The sequence below is a fragment of the Eikenella exigua genome (genome assembly GCF_008805035.1).
GTDB lineage: Bacteria > Pseudomonadota > Gammaproteobacteria > Burkholderiales > Neisseriaceae > Eikenella > Eikenella exigua.
On the sequence record NZ_CP038018.1, the window covers coordinates 1,777,661 to 1,795,486 of the forward strand.

The 17,826-nt window shown below is 53.4% G+C and carries 14 protein-coding genes; 5 read left to right on the plus strand and 9 right to left on the minus strand.

The window, feature by feature from the left end; translation table 11 throughout:
* Positions 1-62: 62 nt before the first annotated feature.
* Entirely contained in the window at positions 63-248 is a 186-nt protein-coding gene (locus EZJ17_RS09070; protein WP_067440008.1) for a hypothetical protein, read from the minus strand.
* A gap of 643 nt (positions 249-891) precedes the next feature.
* Here EZJ17_RS09070 and EZJ17_RS09075 point away from each other — a divergent pair.
* Positions 892-1,617, plus strand: a complete 726-nt coding sequence (locus EZJ17_RS09075; RefSeq protein ID WP_082886457.1) for a helix-turn-helix domain-containing protein — start codon at positions 892-894, stop codon at positions 1,615-1,617.
* A gap of 82 nt (positions 1,618-1,699) precedes the next feature.
* The gene (gene trkA, locus EZJ17_RS09080) at positions 1,700-3,109 is read left to right on the plus strand and encodes a Trk system potassium transporter TrkA (RefSeq protein ID WP_067440005.1); all 1,410 of its coding nucleotides are present in this window, start codon (positions 1,700-1,702) and stop codon (positions 3,107-3,109) included.
* A 134-nt stretch (positions 3,110-3,243) separates the two neighbouring features.
* Here trkA and dnaK read toward each other — a convergent pair whose 3' ends face one another.
* Positions 3,244-5,175: a molecular chaperone DnaK gene (dnaK, locus tag EZJ17_RS09085; protein ID WP_067440002.1), complete on the minus strand. Its 1,932-nt coding sequence runs from the start codon at positions 5,173-5,175 to the stop codon at positions 3,244-3,246.
* 403 nt (positions 5,176-5,578) lie between these two features.
* On the opposite strand from dnaK, the gene EZJ17_RS09090 reads away from it, so the two are divergent.
* Positions 5,579-6,334: a glutathione peroxidase gene (locus EZJ17_RS09090; protein ID WP_067444381.1), complete on the plus strand. Its 756-nt coding sequence runs from the start codon at positions 5,579-5,581 to the stop codon at positions 6,332-6,334.
* A 179-nt stretch (positions 6,335-6,513) separates the two neighbouring features.
* The gene (locus EZJ17_RS09095) at positions 6,514-7,911 is read left to right on the plus strand and encodes a dihydrolipoyl dehydrogenase (protein WP_067444379.1); all 1,398 of its coding nucleotides are present in this window, start codon (positions 6,514-6,516) and stop codon (positions 7,909-7,911) included.
* 598 nt (positions 7,912-8,509) lie between these two features.
* Here the strand turns inward: EZJ17_RS09095 and EZJ17_RS09100 are convergent.
* The 6 genes from EZJ17_RS09100 to waaC form a co-directional block, all read right to left on the minus strand.
* The gene (locus tag EZJ17_RS09100; RefSeq protein WP_067439993.1) at positions 8,510-9,709 is read right to left on the minus strand and encodes an acetate kinase; all 1,200 of its coding nucleotides are present in this window, start codon (positions 9,707-9,709) and stop codon (positions 8,510-8,512) included.
* A gap of 390 nt (positions 9,710-10,099) precedes the next feature.
* Positions 10,100-11,365: a phosphoribosylamine--glycine ligase gene (gene purD / locus EZJ17_RS09105; protein ID WP_067444376.1), complete on the minus strand. Its 1,266-nt coding sequence runs from the start codon at positions 11,363-11,365 to the stop codon at positions 10,100-10,102.
* Between the two features lie 66 nt (positions 11,366-11,431).
* Positions 11,432-12,070 (minus strand): IMPACT family protein, encoded by a 639-nt coding sequence (locus EZJ17_RS09110; RefSeq protein ID WP_151086451.1) that lies wholly within the window; start codon positions 12,068-12,070, stop codon positions 11,432-11,434.
* A 113-nt stretch (positions 12,071-12,183) separates the two neighbouring features.
* On the minus strand, positions 12,184-13,119 hold the full coding sequence (locus tag EZJ17_RS09115; protein WP_067439984.1) for an electron transfer flavoprotein subunit alpha/FixB family protein: 936 nt from the start codon (positions 13,117-13,119) through the stop codon (positions 12,184-12,186).
* Positions 13,120-13,129: 10 nt separating this feature from the next.
* The gene (locus EZJ17_RS09120) at positions 13,130-13,879 is read right to left on the minus strand and encodes an electron transfer flavoprotein subunit beta/FixA family protein (protein ID WP_067439981.1); all 750 of its coding nucleotides are present in this window, start codon (positions 13,877-13,879) and stop codon (positions 13,130-13,132) included.
* A 119-nt stretch (positions 13,880-13,998) separates the two neighbouring features.
* Positions 13,999-14,988 carry a lipopolysaccharide heptosyltransferase I gene (waaC, locus tag EZJ17_RS09125; RefSeq protein WP_067439978.1) on the minus strand — a complete coding sequence of 330 codons (990 nt, stop codon included), beginning with the start codon at positions 14,986-14,988 and terminating at the stop codon, positions 13,999-14,001.
* Positions 14,989-15,285: 297 nt separating this feature from the next.
* On the opposite strand from waaC, the gene lpxC reads away from it, so the two are divergent.
* Entirely contained in the window at positions 15,286-16,203 is a 918-nt protein-coding gene (lpxC, locus tag EZJ17_RS09130) for a UDP-3-O-acyl-N-acetylglucosamine deacetylase (RefSeq protein ID WP_151086454.1), read from the plus strand.
* Positions 16,204-16,303: 100 nt separating this feature from the next.
* On the opposite strand, the gene gnd is transcribed toward lpxC, so the two are convergent.
* On the minus strand, positions 16,304-17,770 hold the full coding sequence (gnd, locus tag EZJ17_RS09135) for a decarboxylating NADP(+)-dependent phosphogluconate dehydrogenase (protein ID WP_151086457.1): 1,467 nt from the start codon (positions 17,768-17,770) through the stop codon (positions 16,304-16,306).
* Between the last annotated feature and the right edge of the window lie 56 nt (positions 17,771-17,826).

The window sequence follows — 17,826 nt, forward strand, 5'->3', positions numbered from 1 at the left end:
GCGCAGGATAACTAAAGCACTTCTTTCTTCCTATTGCGTTGCTCACCTTAGATTCAACAAAATTAAAACAATGTATTGGCGCAACCAAGGTTAAGTTTCTGTGAAGAAAAAATGGCTAACACGATTTGCGAATATTTGGCGGCGGTATCGCGGGAGTGCAGATGGCGATTGAACATCATGGCGATGTTGCAGATGAGGAAATGGTCTTTTGGGGTAACGCTCAGGCTGGTTTCATTTAGCTCAACCAAGCCTTCGGCGGCAAAGTACTGGGACAGAGGGCTGTCGACATTCAGCGGAGCAGCAAGTCATTTTCGTTGAGCAAGTAGCCTCGGAAGAAGGAGCATACAACCTTCACGCAAGGTTATAGAGGGTTCGTCTTTAGGTTTGGCAAAGTGGTGTGTCCACGCCGATAAAAATGTAGCCTTCACTGGCCAGTGCTGCACGATTTGCTGGAACATGTCTAGCTTGGTGTTGCTATCGGGCACGATGTTGGTGTCAATGCGGCATTGGAGGCAGATGGTGTCGCGGAAGGGAATGTGGATTAATAGAGCGAGAGGAGGCCAGGGGAGACTTTGCACGGCTCGGATGTAGTATTGGCAGTGAAGCTGTTGTAGAGGTGGTCAGCGGTGGAGATAGGGATGTAGTATGAATCATTGGCGGGTAGGGGGTGATAAGCTAGCGGTCGAAGATAATTTCTTGAGTGTGGTCGGTAAGCATGGTTGTATTTATGTTGCTGCTACTATTTGATAAATATGTAGTATAGGTTTTGTTTGTGAAATCGGGTAAAATGCCAGTGTTCGGCAATCTGCCCCAAATATTGCAAGGTGGCAAGTATAAACGATAATTGCCGCCGCTTCATAGGCTCTTCTTGCTTAGAAAGTTAGCACACACATGAAAGCCATGCCCCACTCCACAACTTGCTCGCGGTGCGTTTTTAAAGAACTATGCCAGCCCAATGCCGCGATTGCGGTGGCAGTGGAACGCGTTGATGCGGTTATCAAACGCAGCCGTCGCCTGAAAAAAGGTGATTTCCTGTTCCGTAATGGTGACGGGTTCGATTCGCTGTTTGTGGTACGCACCGGTTTCCTGAAAACGGTTATAGCCAACCAAGACGGGCGGGATCAAGTTACTGGTTTTTTTATGTCGGGCGAACTGGTGGGCATGGACGGCATCTGTAACCAAATACACTACTGCGATACGGTGGCGCTGGAAGATACGGAAGTGTGCGAGCTGCCCTATGCTAGTATGGAAGAGTTGTGCGCGGCGGTACCCGAATTGCAGCTACATTTCTACCGCCTGTTCAGCCAAGAAATCGTGCGTGACCAAAATGTGATGCTGCTTTTGGGCAATATGCGTGCCGAAGAGCGGCTGGCGGCATTTTTGCTGAATTTGTCACAACGATTGAAAAAACGTGGCCTATCGGCCAACGATTTTATTTTGCGTATGTCGCGCGAGGAAATCGGCAGCTATTTGGGGCTGAAGCTGGAAACAGTGAGCCGAACACTCTCCAAATTCAGCCAAGAAGGGCTGATTGAAGTGGAATACAAACACATCCGCTTGCTCAAACCTGAGCGGCTCAAGCAACTAGTTTCCGGCATTCAGCCCGCTATGGTTTAAAGCGGCCTCTCGCATTTACCTTTATTTCCTAACCCTTTGGTAGGTTACCTGAAACTTTGGCCACCAAGTCTAATCTTCCAATATGAAAATCCTCATCTTAGGTAGCGGCCAAGTAGGCACTGCCGTAGCACAGAATCTGGTGGAAATCCCCAACCACGACGTTACCATCATCGACAACGATCCCGAAGCCCTGCACAACATCGGCAGTAAGCTCGATGTGCAAACCCTGCTGGGCAACGGCTCCTCACCAGCCATGATGGCCGAAGGCGGCGCCTACGACACTGATCTGCTGCTTGCCCTCACCCGCCACGATGAAACCAATCTAGCCGCCTGCAAACTGGCTTCCAGCCTGTTCAACATTCCTAACCGCATCGCCCGCGTGCGCCTTTCCGATTATTTAGAATTCACCAGCTGCGATGTCGAAGAAGATAACGCTGGCCGCAGCACGCTCGATTTATTCGGTGTGAGCGAATCCATCTGCCCCGAACAGCTGGTTACCGAGCGGCTGGCCGATTTGCTCTGCCACCCCAGCGCCCTGCAGGTGCTCACCTTTGCCGAAGACAAAGTGCGCATGCTCGTGGTACGCGCACAAAGCGGCGGGCGGCTTTTGGGGCAGCCCATCCACACCATCCACGAACACCTGCCCGAAGACACCGACTGCCAAATCTGCGCCATCTACCGCAACAACAAGCTGATTATGCCCACGCCACAAACCGTAATTCAGCCGGGCGACGAAGTATTCGTGGCCGCCGCCACTTCTCAAGTGACCGAAGTATTGCGCGAATTACGCCCGCAGCAGCAGCCCACGCGGCGTGTGATGATCGCCGGCGGCGGCCAAATCGGCTTCCGCCTCAGCCGCCAGCTGGAAGACCGCTTCGATGTGAAAATCATCGAAATCAACGAAAAACGTGCCGAATGGCTTTCTGAAAACCTCAACAGCACTCTCGTGCTGCACGGTTCTGCTGCAGACGAAAGCCTGCTTGAAGGCGAATACATCGACGAAATCGATGTGTTCTGCGCACTCACCAACGATGACGAAAACAACATCATGGCCGGTATGCTGGCCAAAAGCCTCGGTGCCAAACGCGTTATCGCCATCGTAAACCGCTCCAGCTACGTGGATTTGCTGCAAGGTAACACCATCGACATCGCCGTGTCGCCCCACTTGGTGACCATCGGCTCAATTTTGGCGCATATCCGGCGCGGCGACGTGGAAGCTGTACACCCCCTGCGCGGCGGCAATTCCGAAGCCATCGAAATCGTGGCACACGGCGACAAAGATACCTCCAAGCTGGTCGGCCGCCGCGTGAGCGCCGTGCGCTGGCCCAACGGTTGCCACGTTGCCGCCGTGGTGCGCGGTGAAGAAGTATTTATGGGGCATCAAGACGTGCAACTGGCCGACGGCGACCACATCATCCTGTTTGTGGCTCGCCGCCGCGTGGTGAGCGAATTGGAGAAACTGATTCAAGTGCGCATGGGTTTCTTTGGCTAGCAACAACGGCCTGGATTTACAAAAAGGCTACCTGAAAAATTTAGCTTCGCAGAAACTTTGCTGTACTGCGTTTTAACTGCATTGAAGCTTCGCTTTCAGGTAGCCTTTTCATCATTCGCTAAAGCGGACAATGCTTATTTGTCATCTTTCACTTCTTCAAACTCGGCATCTACCACATCATCGCCTTTTTTCGGCTGCTCGCTATCGGCAGACTGACCAGCTTGGGCTTCCTGCGCCTGTTTCTGGGCATCGGCATACAGTATTTCGCCCAGTTTCTGGCTGGCTTTGCCCAGCTCTTCGGTTTTGGCATCGATGGCAGCTTTGTCGTCGCCTTTCACGGCTTCTTCGGCTTCTTTCAGCGCGGCTTCGATTTTTTCTTTCTCGGCTGCGTCGAGTTTATCACCGTAGTCGGCCAGTGATTTCTTCACTGAGTGAGTTAAGGCTTCGGCCTGGTTGCGGCTCTGCACCAGTTCGTGCAGTTTTTTGTCTTCTTCAGCATTGGCTTCGGCGTCTTTCACCATGCGTTCGATTTCTTCCTCGCTCAAGCCGGAAGAGCCTTGGATGGTGATATTGGCGGCTTTGCCGGTACCTTTATCTTTGGCAGACACGTGCAGGATGCCGTTGGCATCGATATCGAAGGCAACTTCAATCTGCGGCATGCCGCGCGGGGCGGGGGCGATGTCGGTGAGATTGAATTGGCCGAGCGATTTGTTGGCGGAAGCGCGTTCACGTTCGCCCTGCAACACGTGGATGGTTACAGCGCTCTGGTTGTCTTCGGCGGTGGAGAACACTTGCGAAGCTTTGGTGGGGATGGTGGTGTTTTTGTTGATGAGTTTGGTCATCACGCCGCCCATGGTTTCAATACCGAGGGAGAGCGGGGTTACGTCCAGCAGCAATACGTCGCTGCGGCCGCCGCCCAACACTTCGCCCTGAATGGCGGCACCCAAGGCCACGGCTTCGTCGGGGTTCACGTCTTTGCGCGGTTCTTTGCCGAAGAATTCTTTCACGGTTTCCTGAACTTTGGGCATACGGCTCTGGCCGCCTACCAAGATCACGTCGTCGATTTCGTTCACGCTCAAGCCGGCATCTTTGATGGCGGTGCGGCAGGGCACGATAGAACGCTCGATCAGGTCTTCCACCAGGCTTTCAAACTTGGCGCGGGTAATCTTCATGGCCAAGTGTTTGGGGCCGGTGGCGTCCATAGTGATGTAAGGCAGGTTCACTTCGGTTTGCTGGCCGCTGGAGAGCTCGATTTTGGCTTTTTCGGCGGCTTCTTTCAGGCGCTGCAAGGCCATCACATCGGTTTTCAGGTCGATGCCCTGGTCTTTTTTGAACTCGGAAATAATATAGTCGATCAGGCGTTGATCGAAGTCTTCACCACCAAGGAAGGTGTCTCCATTGGTGGAGAGCACCTCAAACTGTTTTTCGCCGTCCAAATCGGCAATTTCGATGATGGAAATATCAAATGTGCCACCGCCCAAGTCGTACACGGCGATTTTGCGATCGCCTTTGGTGCCTTTGTCCATACCAAAAGCCAGTGCGGCTGCAGTGGGCTCATTGATGATGCGTTTCACATCCAAACCAGCAATGCGGCCGGCGTCTTTGGTGGCCTGTCGCTGGCTGTCGTTGAAATAGGCCGGCACGGTAACCACGGCTTCGGTTACTTTTTCGCCCAAATAGGCTTCGGCGGCTTCTTTCATTTTGCGCAGCACTTCGGCGGAAATCTGCGGCGGAGAAAGCTCTTTGCCCTGCGCCTCTACCCAAGCGTCGCCATTTTTGGCTTTCACTATTTTAAAAGGCATCAGGTCAATGTCTTTCTGCACTTCTTTATCTTCAAATTTGTGACCGATCAGGCGCTTTACCGCGTAGATGGTGTTTTTCGCGTTGGTAATCGCTTGGCGTTTGGCCGGCGCACCCACAAGGATTTCGCCGCCGTCCAGATAGGCGATAACAGAAGGGGTAGTGCGTGCGCCTTCAGTGTTTTCGATCACTTTGGTCTGACCGTTTTCGGAAATGGCCAGGCAGGAATTGGTGGTACCCAAATCGATACCGATAACTTTTGCCATAATGGATTGCTCCTTGAGATTAGTAGAATTCAGACAGCGCCTTGCTGGCGCTTTAACTTGCTCAGTAAATGGGTTTGCCTGTTTTTTTTTCAAGGGAAAAGGCTATTTTCATTTTAATAGATTGATTTTTATTGAATTAAATAGTTTCAGGTAGCCTTTGGCAACAAATTTCCGCCAAGCCTATTGAATTTCTGCCGCCAGCCCTAATAAGAATAAATGTTGTTTCCCATATATATGCACCGCTAGGCATAAGCGAGATATTTATAGCTCAAAGCAATTCGTATTATTTGAACTATAAATTATACAAATCGCTTGGCGGCGGCTAGAATGCCGCCCTGTCGATACACCGTATCTCGCAAATTCATCCGCATTATTTTTGACACCCTGATATAAGGAGCCCTATATGTCTATCAACATCAAATCCCGCGACCAATTGGTTGGTCAGCAAGTTCCGAACGTAACCTTTCACACCCGCGTGGCTGATTCTTGGAAAGACGTTACCACCGACGAATTGTTCAAAGGCAAAAAAGTAGTGGTATTCGCCCTGCCCGGCGCGTTCACCCCCACCTGCTCTTCCAGCCACCTGCCGCGCTACAACGAGCTGGCTTCTGCATTTAAAGAAAACGGCATCGACGACATCCTGTGCGTATCCGTAAACGACACCTTCGTAATGAACGCCTGGGCTGCCGACGAAGAAGCCCACAACATCACCATGATCCCGGACGGTAACTGCGAATTCACCCGCGGTATGGGCATGGAAGTGAACGAAGAAGCCATCGGCTTCGGTCCGCGCTCTTGGCGCTACTCTATGCTGGTGGACGACGGCAAAATCGTAGAAGCCTTCATCGAGCCGATCAAAGAAGGCGACCCCTTTGAAGTTTCCGATGCCGACACCATGCTGAAATTCGTGGCCCCGGACTGGAAACCGCAAGAATCCATCGCCATCTTCACCAAACCCGGCTGCCCCTTCTGCGCCAAAGCCAAAGCCGCTTTGCAGGAAAAAGGCCTGGCCTACGAAGAAATCGTGTTGGGTAAAGACGCCAGCATCGTTTCTGTACGCGCCATCACCGGTAAAGTAACCGCCCCGCAAGTGTTCATCGGCGGCAAATACATCGGCGGCAGCGAAGACCTGAACGCATACCTGGCCAAACACGCCTAATTTTCCAGCTATCCAGTTGCCAATACAGTAGATAGCTTTGCGAGCCGCCCGAATAGGGCGGCTCTTTTCCCAAGACCTTTCAGGTAGCCTGTTACACCGCAGCAGCCGATATTTTTCAGGTAGCCTTTTGCCAGCCATACAGGCTACCTGAAAGGTCTTCCCACATAAGGAAAGTAGACATGAAACACCTTACCGCAGACGTCGTCGTTATCGGCGGCGGCACCGCCGGCATGGGCGCCTTCCGTAACGCCCGCCTCCACACCGAAAACGTTTATCTCATCGAAAGCCACGTTTTCGGCACCACCTGCGCACGCGTCGGCTGCATGCCCTCCAAGCTCTTGATTGCCGCCGCAGAAGCCCGCCACCACGCCCTGCACACCGATCCCTTCGGCGTGCATCTGGATAAATCTAGCATCAGCGTAAACGGCAAAGAAGTGATGAACCGCGTCAAATCCGAGCGCGACCGCTTCGTCGGTTTCGTGCTGGAAGACGTAGAAACCTGGCCGGCCGAGCGCCGCATCATGGGGCAGGCCAAATTCATCGACGACCACACCGTGCAAATCGACGACCACACCCAAATCCGTGCCAAGCGCATCGTAATCGCCACCGGCTCCCGTCCTATCGTGCTGCCGCAATGGCAGGCACTGGGCGACCGCCTCGTCATCAATGACGACGTATTCTCATGGGACACCCTGCCCGAGAGCCTGGCCGTATTCGGTACCGGCGTGATCGGCCTCGAGCTTGGCCAAGCCCTAAGCCGCCTCGGCGTGCGCGTGGAAATGTTCGGCCTGGGCGGTCTCATCGGCGGTATTTCCGACCCCGTGGTGCTGGAAGACACCAGAGCCATCTTCGGCCAAGAAATTCCGCTTCATCTCAACGCCCAAACCGAAACCAGGCTCAACGATAAAGGCCAAGTGGAAGTAGCATGGACGCAATACGGCGAAAGCGGCGTATTCACCGCCGACTACCTGCTTGCCGCCATCGGCCGCCGCCCCAATGTGGACAACATCGGGCTGGAAAACCTCAATATCGAGAAAGACGCACGCGGCGTGCCCGTGGCCAACCCGCGCACCATGCAAACCAGCATCCCGCATATCTTCATTGCTGGCGACGCTTCCAACCAGCTACCCCTGCTGCACGAAGCCGCCGACCAAGGCAAAATCGCCGGTGAAAACGCCGGCCGCTACCCCGATGTGCGGGACGGCCTGCGCCGCAGCATGATCGGCGTGGTATTCTCCAACCCGCAGATCATCAGCGTGGGCGCGCGCTTTGCCCAGCTAGAAAAAGAATACGGCAGCAAGCTCGTGGCTGGCCAAGTATCCTTCCGCAACCAAGGCCGCAGCCGCGTGATGCTGGTAAACCAAGGCAGCCTGCGTGTGTATGCCGACCGCGAAACCGGCCGCTTCCTCGGCGCAGAAGGCATCGGCCCCGCGCTGGAACACATCGCCCACCTCCTCGCTTGGGCGCACCAGCAGCACATGACCGTACCGCAAATGCTCGACATGCCCTTCTACCATCCCGTAATCGAAGAAGGCCTGCGCACCGCCCTGCGCGACGTAGCCGCCAAACTGGCCTAAAGGCTACAGAAAAACATTTCAGGTAGCCTACCTAGTAACGTGAGGCTACCTGAAAAGGGAATTTGAATCATTTGGGTGTTGGATAATTCATAACCCAATCTTACGCTAAATAACTTAATTTTATATAACGCTATTCAATTCTCTTAAATCTTTCGCCTGTATCACGAAGAATCATTTCTCTAGTAGTTTGGTCAATAGCAAATTCAGTATTTCATTTACTATCAGTGTGTCATTCAGCAATTTGCCCTCTAGTGTATGAGTATCTAAAGGCATCTTCATTTTTTTTAATTTCATATTGATAGTTACTTATTGGGCTCTGCTACTTTCCCACAAACTCTGCCCCCGGCTTGTCACCACAACCGGCCAGTAGTAAGGTCAGCTCCAATACCAATACGGAAAACAGTTTTTCATCGCTTGCTCCCCTCATCCAAAAACTATCAGTCAAATTGAGCTGCCCGCCTCGTTCACCACTCGCGCCGCTGTGCAGCATATGCGAGCAAGAGAAGACTGTAGCACACATATGGCAAGGTAAAGGCTACCTGAAACCGTTTGTCTTCAGTTTCAGGTAGCCTTTGCCTTGCTTCAACAGTGATTTGGTTTATTCGATGCTGGCTAGATGGGCGGTATCTTGGGCAATCATCAACTCTTCATTGGTGGGGATAACCATGACTAGCGAGGTGCTGCCGGCTTGACTAATGATACCACCTTCGCCGAACCGGGCGGCAAGATTGGCTTTCTCATCTACGGTGAGTCCAAGGAAGCCCAGGTAGCCGATGGTTTTACTGCGGATGGTGCTGGAATTTTCGCCGATACCACCAGTGAAAACGAGTGCGTCCAGGCCGCCTGCAGCTACACTCATGGAGGCAACGTATTTAGCCAAACGGTAGGAAAATACTTCCAACGCGAGCTTGGCGCCTTCGTGGCCTTTGCTGGCAGCTTCTTCTATTTCGCGACAGTCGTTGGAAAGCTCAGAAATGCCAAGCAGGCCGCTTTGTTTATGCAGCAAGTCGGTGATCTGCTCAATATTCAGGCCGACGTTGTTGTGTAGAAAGGGGAACACGTTGGCATCGATATCACCGCTGCGGGTGCCCATCACTAGGCCTTCAAGCGGGGTGAGTCCCATGCTGGTATCGCAGCATTTACCGCTATTGGAAGCAGCAATAGAAGCACCGTTACCAAGGTGGGCAATCACGAGGCGCAGGCCTTCTTCGCTACGGCCGAGCAAGCGGGCAGCTTCGATGGCCACGAAGCGATAGCTGGTACCGTGGGCTCCGTAGCGGCGCAAGCCGTATTGGCGATAAAGCTCGCGCGGCACAGCATAAGTGTAGGCGTACTCGGGCATAGATTGGTGGAAGGCAGTATCAAACACAACAGCATGCGGCACGTGACTGAAAATACTCATGGCAGCACGGATACCGAGCAGGTTGGCAGGATTGTGTAGCGGAGCAAGCATGATGCACTCTTCAATGCCTTTAATTACTTCATCGTTAATCAGGCAAGATTCTTTGAAGCGTTCACCACCGTGTACCACGCGGTGACCGACTGCGCCAATGCGTTTGTCAAGCTTACGTGCTTCCAATTCACTCATCAAGGCCTCAACAGCGCCGGTGTGATCGGGCTTCCCAGCGAGGCTTACGGTACGTTTTTCACCGTTTGCTTTAAAAATAATGCGTGCGTCGGACAGGTGGAGTTTTTCGGCCAGGCAGCTCAGCAGAACTTCGCCGTTGGTGCTGTCTAATACGGCACCTTTAACAGAGGAGCTGCCACAGTTTAATACCAGAATCAGTTTATCAGACATGATGTCCCTTTATATGTAAATTACACAAAAACGGCGGTGCCCGCCGGCTGCTTGTTTTTTCTTGCGAATACAATGAAATTGCTAAGAAAACCAGCGGCTATTATAACAAAACTACTCTATCTTCTCCATGCCTGCAGCCAATCTTGTACGGGCAGGGTATAAACTATGCCTTCAGGTAGCCTTCAGATATTGGCAGGCCACCTGAAACTCGCCGCGCACAGCTTAATTCACCTATCTAACAAAAACGTGATTCCAGTTGGAACCACGTTTTTGTTTCAATATTTAGTCGTTTCAAATAGGCATGAAACAAGGCGACGAGCCGTAGACAGTACAAGTAGTACAGCAAGGCGAAACAACAACAGCTGTATCATGCCTTGGGGCGATTATATCTCAGCGCAAAGCCTTATCGGCAATATCATGGCGATACTGCATGCCGGGAAAATTGATCTCGGACACGGCTTGGTAGGCCTGCTGCTTGGCGGCCGCCATATTATCGCCCAAGCCTACCACACACAAGACACGACCGCCGTTGGTAACGGTGTGGCCAGCCTCTGTGGCTGTACCGGCATGGAAAACTTTGCTAATGCGGTTAGCCGCTTCGATGCCTTCAATGATGCCACCTTTGCTGGAGCGTTCGGGATAGCCTGCGGAAGCCAGCACCACGCCCACAGCACTTTGCGCTTTCCATTTAGCCTGCACCATATTCAGTTTACGTGCCAAAGCAGCCTGCACCAAATCCACTAAATCACTGTTCAAACGGCTCATAATCGGCTGGGTTTCCGGATCGCCGAAGCGGCAATTGAACTCCACGGTATAAGGTGCACCATTGGCACCAATCATCAGGCCAGCATAGAGAAATCCTGTAAATTCACGTCCTTCCTCGCACATACCGCGCACGGTAGGCAGGATGATTTCTTCCATGGCACGCTGATACACCTCGGGCGTAACGATGGGTGCAGGGCTATATGCACCCATGCCGCCAGTATTCGGGCCGAGATCGCCGTTGAGCAGGCGTTTATGGTCTTGGCTGGTGGCCATCGGCAGCACATTTTCGCCATCTACCATCACGATAAAGCTGGCTTCTTCACCCTGTAAAAAATCTTCAATCACCACGCGCGCGCCAGCATCACCCATTTTATTATCGAGCAACATTTGGTCGATGGCTTGATGTGCCTGTTCTTCGGTTTGTGCCACCACTACGCCTTTACCAGCAGCCAAGCCATCTGCCTTAATCACAATCGGTGCGCCTTTGGCAGCCACATAATCATGCGCGGCATCGGCATCGGCAAAGGTTTGATATTGCGCGGTGGGGATGCCGTGCCGCGCCATAAAGGCCTTGGCGAAATCTTTGGAACTTTCCAACTGTGCGGCAGCGCGGGTAGGGCCGAACACGGGCAGACCGGCGGCGCGGAAATCGTCCACTATGCCGGCTGCCAGCGGCGCTTCGGGGCCGACCACAGTGAAGACAATCTGCTCACGGCGGCAGAAATCAATCAGTTCCTGATGTGTTTTCAAAGGCAGGTTTTGCAGCTTAGGTTCCTGCGCCGTACCGGCATTACCGGGTGCAACAAATACGGTTTGCACTTTGGGCGACTGCGCTAGTTTCCACGCCAGCGCGTGCTCACGCCCACCACCACCGATAACGAGTAATTTCATAGTATTATCCTTTTAAAGTAAGGTGTAATTTGTAATAAAGGCTACCTGAAACTCAGAAACGGGTTTTCAGGTAGCCTCTTCGTCGCCTTGCGTGTCTTCTAAAATTTCCACTACGCGCGTTTTCTGCCAGGCATCCAGGCAGGCGGCATAATTAGCTAGCGGCACGGCGCAATGCAGGCGGCAATCCAGTTGCAAATCCTGCTGCAACACTTCCACGCCGTGCTGTTTGGCCAGCCGCAAAACCTCGCTCAAATGCGGGTAATCGCAGCGCAGGGTTACCCGTTTTTCAATATTTTTTTCCACCTGCGCGGTTTGCTGCAAGGCTATTTGGGTGGCGGTTTTGTAGGCATGAATCAGGCCGGGCACGCCCAGCAGCGTGCCGCCGAAATAACGCACCACCACTACCAAAACATCGGTCAGCCCGGCCGAATCAATCTGGCCCAAAATCGGCCGGCCGGCGCTGCCGGAAGGCTCGCCATCGTCGTTGGCGCGAAACCGCAGGCCGTCTGTGCCTAAACGATAGGCATAGCACCAATGCCGCGCCTTGTGGTGTTCCTGCCGTAATGCGTCCACATGGTTTTTCACTTCTGCCGCCGTGCGCACGGGATAGGCAAAGGCGATAAAGCGGCTGCCTTTGTCTTTAAACTCGGCCTGGCCGGGTTCAGCCAAGGTGCGGTAGGTGCAGTGAATATCAGAAGTTGACATAGCAATGGTGGTATCAGGAAATAAGCTGATTATATAAGAAACAGGCTACCTGAAAGCAGATTGTTTTCAGGTAGCCTGCTGTGTTTCACGTGAAACACGAACGCATGAAACGCTTAATTACTCAATGCCGCAGTCAGCTCCGGCACGGCTTCAAACAGGTCGGCCACCAAGCCGTAGTCGGCAATATTGAAAATAGCCGCTTCCGGATCTTTGTTGATGGCCACAATCACCTTGCTGTCCTGCATACCGGCGGTGTGCTGGATGGCACCAGAAATACCGATAGCAATATACAGCTCTGGTGCCACCACTTTGCCGGTTTGGCCTACTTGGTAATCATTGGGCGCATAATCCGCGTCTACCGCTGCTCGTGAAGCGCCGATGGCAGCACCAAGTTTATCAGCCAGAGGCAGCAACAACTCATTAAACTGTTCCACACTACCCAAGGCGCGCCCACCGGAAACCACCACTCTGGCCTGCGTAAGCTCCGGGCGGTCGGATTTCACCAGTTCGCGACTAATGAAACGGCTCAAACCCTGAGCCGGAGCGGCCTCTACCTGCACCACTTCGGCCTGACCGCCGCTGGCGGCAGCTTCGGCAAAGGCAGTGGTTCGGAAGGTAAGCACCAAAGTTTCTGCATCGCTGGAAACGGTGGCGAAGGCGTTACCAGCATAAATCGGGCGCACAAAAGTTTTGCCGTCTACGATTTCGGTTAAATCGGAAACCTGTGGGCAATCCAAGAGGGCGGCCATGCGCGGCAGCAAGTTTTTGCCAAAGGTGCTGGCAGCAGCGGTAATGTAGCGGTAGCCCGCTGCCAATTTCACTACTAAAGGTGCAAGCTCTTCAGCCAAGCCACCTGCATAATGTTCGGCATCAGCCAGTAATACTTTGGCCACTCCGGCCACTTGTTTAGCCTGCTCGGCCACCGCTGCCGCGCCGCTACCGGCCACCAATACATGCACTTCACCCAGCTTGCTGCCGGCAGTAACGGCATGCCGCGTGGCAGCGGCCAAATGTTGGTTGTCGTGTTCGGCAATAATCAATACAGTCATGGCATTATCCTCAAATTACTTTGGCTTCGTTTTTCAATTTGGCCACCAGTTCGGCCACGCTTTGCACCTTCACACCGCCGCTGCGCGGTTTGGGCTCGGCCACTTTCTGCTGCTGCAATTTAGGCGCAATGTCCACGCCCAATTCTTCCACCGCAAGCTTTTCCAGCGGTTTTTTCTTGGCCTGCATGATATTGGGCAGTTTCACATAGCGCGGCTCGTTCAAACGCAAATCAGCGCTGACTACTGCCGGCAACTTCAGAGCCACGGTTTCCAAACCGCCATCCACTTCACGCACCACGGTTACTTCGTTTTCACCCAATTCCACCTTGCTGGCAAACGTGCCCTGCGGCGCGTTGAGCAAGGCAGCCAGCATTTGCGCGGTTTGGTTGGCGTCATCGTCAATCGCCTGTTTGCCCAGCAAAATCAGCTGCGGCTGCTCGCGCTCGGCGATTTTGCGCAACAGCTTGGCTACGGCCAAAGGCTCCAAATAATCATCGGTCTGCACATGGATGGCACGGTCGCCACCCATGGCCAGCGCGGTACGCAGTGTTTCTTCGCACTGCTTCACGCCCAACGATACCACCACGATTTCGCTGATTTTTCCAGCCTCTTTCAGGCGTACGGCCTCTTCCACGGCAATTTCGTCAAACGGGTTCATCGACATTTTCACATTGCCGATGTCCACATCCGAACCGTCGGCCTTTACCCGCACCTTCACGTTGTAATCCACCACCCGCTTTACAGCAACCAGTGCTTTCATGAAATTTCCTTTTCCTTCTATCTAGTTAGTGATTCACTTATCCGGCAAAACGGGCTGATTGTGCCGATTTGGCGGAAATAATGCAAGTATGGCCAAAACCCGGCCGCAAACGCTTGGGGCTACCTGAAAACCCCCCGCCCGGTTTGATAGGCCTGCTCCAGCAGAAGCAACCGTTCCAACACTTCCTCCGGCTGCGGCGGGCAGCCGATACCGCCCATATTCTCCGCCCAAGCCGAGGGCTGCACGCCGGTTTTTGCCGAATCGCTGTCAGTATAAATACCGATCAGCGGCTTATCCAGCGCATTGGCCAAATGCAGCAGGCCGGTATCCACACCGATAACGCTGCGCGCGCCACGCAACACATAGGCCGCCTGCAGTAGGTTGAGTTTTTCTTCCGGTACCTGCACCGCCTCTATCTGATTGGCCAAGGCCAATGCCCGCTGCCGTTCTACCTCGCTGCCCCACGGCAGCCACACCACCGCACCGTCTGCCGCATGCAGCCGGTTCAACAATTCCACCCAATATTTGTCCGGCCACAATTTGCTCTCACGGCTGGTGGCGTGCAAAGCCACACGGTAGTTTTCAGGTAGCTCCTGCACCGCCGCGCCTTCCGGCACACGCACGCCGAAATCCGCTGCGCCATCAAACCGATAACCGAACACTTGGGCAAACAGCTCGCGGTTGCGCCACACCGCATCGCGTCCTTTGGTTACCTGAAAACCTTGCGCATAAAACGCCGCCGCCCAGCCCTCGCGCGCGCTGTGTTTGTCCAAACCCTTCACCGGCACACCCGCTTGGCGGGCAAACCATGCGCTTTTTATCAGGCCTTGGCTGTCGAGCACGAAATCATAGCCGCCACCGGCCAACTCCTGCTTCAGCGCGCGCATCTGCTGCCGCGTATCTGCCGCAAACAGCCGCTTGCGCCACTGCCGCCAACGCATCGGAATCACCTTGGCCACAAACGGATGCAGCCGCGCAATATCGGTAAACCCAGCCTCGGCCAGCCAATGCAGCTCCACCTGCGGGCAATGCCGCGCCAAATCCTGCACTGCCGGCAGGGTGTGGATAAGATCGCCCATGCTGGAGAGGCGCACCAGTAAAATCTTCATCGGAGGGAAAACCTGTGGTTGGAACGGATGGAATTATAGTGGATTAAAATAAAAATGATACCAGGCGGCGAGCCGTAGACAGTACGGGTAGTACGGCAAAGCGAGCCAACGCCGTAGCATTGCGATTTTAATCCACTATACAAGATGAAGCTTGGCAAGTAGGCTGCATTAAGTTTCAGGTAACCTTTTCCCTTGTGGCTACCTGAAAACAAACCATAGCCAAATTTAATCGGAAAGACAGGTAAACATATTTCCCGTATGATGGCAGCTGCTTTATGCAGATTTTTCGGAGTTTTTATGAAACAGCGCACCCTAGCCCAATCCGTTCAAGCCACCGGCGTCGGCCTGCATTCCGGCGAGCGGGTTTTGCTCACCCTGCATCCGGCTGCCGAAAACAGCGGTATCGTATTCCGCCGCACCGATTTGGCCGGCGAACAGAGCCGCCCGATCAAGCTCGTGCCCGAACTGATCAACGACACCCGCCTCTCCTCCACCATCGTTACCGAAGACGGCGTGCGGGTGGGCACGATTGAGCATTTAATGTCGGCACTGGCCGCCTACGGTATTGATAATGTGTTGATTGAATTGAATGCGCCGGAAATCCCGATTATGGACGGCTCCAGCCTGCCTTTTTTGTATCTGCTGCAAGATGCGGGCATCGTGGATCAAAAAGCCGAAAAACGCTTTTTGCGTATTTTGAAGCCGGTGGAAGTGCAAGAACCGGGCAAATGGGTGCGCTTTACTCCGTATGACGGCTTTAAAGTCAGCCTTACCATCAATTTCGACCACCCTGTGTTCAACCGCAGTAATCCTACTTTCGAAATCGATTTTGCCGGTGCGTCCTATGTGGAAGAAATCGCCCGTGCCCGCACCTTCGGCTTTATGCAGGAAGTAGAAATGATGCGTGCCCACGGCTTGGGCTTAGGCGGCAACTTGAGCAATGCCGTGGTGATTGATGACAACGACGTGCTCAACCCGGAAGGCCTGCGCTACCCCGACGAATTCGTACGCCACAAAATCCTCGATGCCGTGGGCGATTTATATGTAATCGGTGCGCCGATAATCGGCGCATTCGAAGGCCACAAATCCGGCCACGCCATCAATAACGCCTTATTACGCGCCATTCTCGCCGACCCGGAAAGCTACGAATGGGTCACTTTCCCACATAACCAAAATCTGCCCGCCGCTTTCCACGTACTACCTGCTGCGGCATAAACGGGCAAGCAGATTAAAGGCTACCTGAAAACCTTTTGTTGGTTTTCAGGTAGCCTCTAATTTCAAAGTGTCACTAAGCTACATCAGCTTTCAGGTAGCCTCAAACATTGTAGGCGGTAGAAGCAGTATCGCCGCCAGTTCCTGTCCAATTGGTGTGGAAAAACTCACCTTCTGGCTGATCGATACGCTCATAGGTGTGGGCACCGAAATAGTCACGCTGTGCCTGCAATAGATTGGCCGGCAAGCGGCCGCAGGTGTAGCTGTCGAGGAAAGAGAGGGCGGATACGGTGCAGGGCATCGGCAAACCGTGCTGCATCGCGGCGGCAGCCACTTTGCGCCAGCCCGGCAGAGCCTGCTGCAACAGGTCTTTGAAATAGGCATCGCTGCCAAGAAATACCAAATCCGGATTGGCGGCGTAGGCATCGCGGATATTGCCTAAAAACGCACTGCGGATGATGCAGCCTTCGCGCCACAACAAAGCGGTATTCCCGTAATCCAAATCCCAGCCGTAATGCTCGCTGGCCTGACGCATCAGCATAAAGCCTTGAGCATAAGAAATAATTTTGGAAGCCAGCAATGCTTGGCGCAAAGCAGCCAGCCATTCTTCCCGATTTCCGGCCACCGGCTCGATTTTATGCCCGAAAACCGTTGCAGCCTGCACCCGTTGGGTTTTTAGGGCGGAAATACAGCGAGCAAACACTGCTTCGGTAATCAGCATGAGCGGCGTGCCCAAATCCAATGCATTGATACCGGTCCATTTCCCAGTGCCTTTCTGACCGGCACGATCGAGGATTTTTTCTACCAGCGGTGTGCCGTCTACGTCGTTTGTGCCCAAAATATCGGCAGTAATTTGAACCAGATAACTATTAAGTTCGGTCTTGTTCCATTCGGCAAAAACAGCCTGCATTTCGGCATGGCTCATATCCAGGCCGTCTTTCATAAATTGGTAGGCTTCGCAGATAAGCTGCATATCGCCGTATTCGATGCCGTTGTGTACCATTTTCACAAAATGACCGGCACCGTTTTTGCCCACCCAGTGACAACATACCTCACCACTGGCCGTTTTGGCGGCTACTGCCTGCAAAATCGGCTTTACTGCCGACCAAGCTTCCGGGTTGCCGCCAGGCATAATAGACGGCCCATGGCGCGCGCCTTCTTCACCGCCGGAAATACCGGTGCCTATAAATAAAATACCTTGCTCAGCCAGCTCAGCAGTACGCCGTTCGGTATCGGGATAATGGGCATTGCCACCATCGATGATGATGTCGCCCTTATCCAAGAGCGGCACCAGCTGCGCAATCAACTCGTCTACTGCCCACCCGGCCTGCACCATCAGCATCACCTTGCGGGGCTGCTTCAATTGGCCGATTAGTTCTTCCAAGCTGTAGGCACCGATAATTTTTGTACCTTTGGCTGGGCCATTAAGAAATTGCTCAGTTTTAGCCGCCGTGCGGTTGTAGGCACTCACTTGGAAACCGTGATCGTTCATATTCAGAATCAGGTTTTGTCCCATAACGGCCAAACCGATAACGGCAATATCGCTTTTATTGTGAAGAGGGTTTTGCATGATATTTTAAAATTACGAAGTTTGAAATTTAATACCGGGGTAGGTTGAACTAAGTA

Excerpts from the sequence above, each read along its gene's own strand:
- EZJ17_RS09075 (WP_082886457.1), top strand. The coding sequence starts at position 892 with ATGAAAGCCATGCCCCACTCCACAACTTGCTCGCGGTGCGTTTTTAAA.
- trkA (WP_067440005.1), top strand. The coding sequence starts at position 1,700 with ATGAAAATCCTCATCTTAGGTAGCGGCCAAGTAGGCACTGCCGTAGCA.
- dnaK (WP_067440002.1), bottom strand. The coding sequence starts at position 5,175 with ATGGCAAAAGTTATCGGTATCGATTTGGGTACCACCAATTCCTGCCTG.
- EZJ17_RS09090 (WP_067444381.1), top strand. The coding sequence starts at position 5,579 with ATGTCTATCAACATCAAATCCCGCGACCAATTGGTTGGTCAGCAAGTT.
- EZJ17_RS09095 (WP_067444379.1), top strand. The coding sequence starts at position 6,514 with ATGAAACACCTTACCGCAGACGTCGTCGTTATCGGCGGCGGCACCGCC.
- EZJ17_RS09100 (WP_067439993.1), bottom strand. The coding sequence starts at position 9,709 with ATGTCTGATAAACTGATTCTGGTATTAAACTGTGGCAGCTCCTCTGTT.
- purD (WP_067444376.1), bottom strand. The coding sequence starts at position 11,365 with ATGAAATTACTCGTTATCGGTGGTGGTGGGCGTGAGCACGCGCTGGCG.
- EZJ17_RS09110 (WP_151086451.1), bottom strand. The coding sequence starts at position 12,070 with ATGTCAACTTCTGATATTCACTGCACCTACCGCACCTTGGCTGAACCC.
- EZJ17_RS09115 (WP_067439984.1), bottom strand. The coding sequence starts at position 13,119 with ATGACTGTATTGATTATTGCCGAACACGACAACCAACATTTGGCCGCT.
- EZJ17_RS09120 (WP_067439981.1), bottom strand. The coding sequence starts at position 13,879 with ATGAAAGCACTGGTTGCTGTAAAGCGGGTGGTGGATTACAACGTGAAG.
- waaC (WP_067439978.1), bottom strand. The coding sequence starts at position 14,988 with ATGAAGATTTTACTGGTGCGCCTCTCCAGCATGGGCGATCTTATCCAC.
- lpxC (WP_151086454.1), top strand. The coding sequence starts at position 15,286 with ATGAAACAGCGCACCCTAGCCCAATCCGTTCAAGCCACCGGCGTCGGC.
- gnd (WP_151086457.1), bottom strand. The coding sequence starts at position 17,770 with ATGCAAAACCCTCTTCACAATAAAAGCGATATTGCCGTTATCGGTTTG.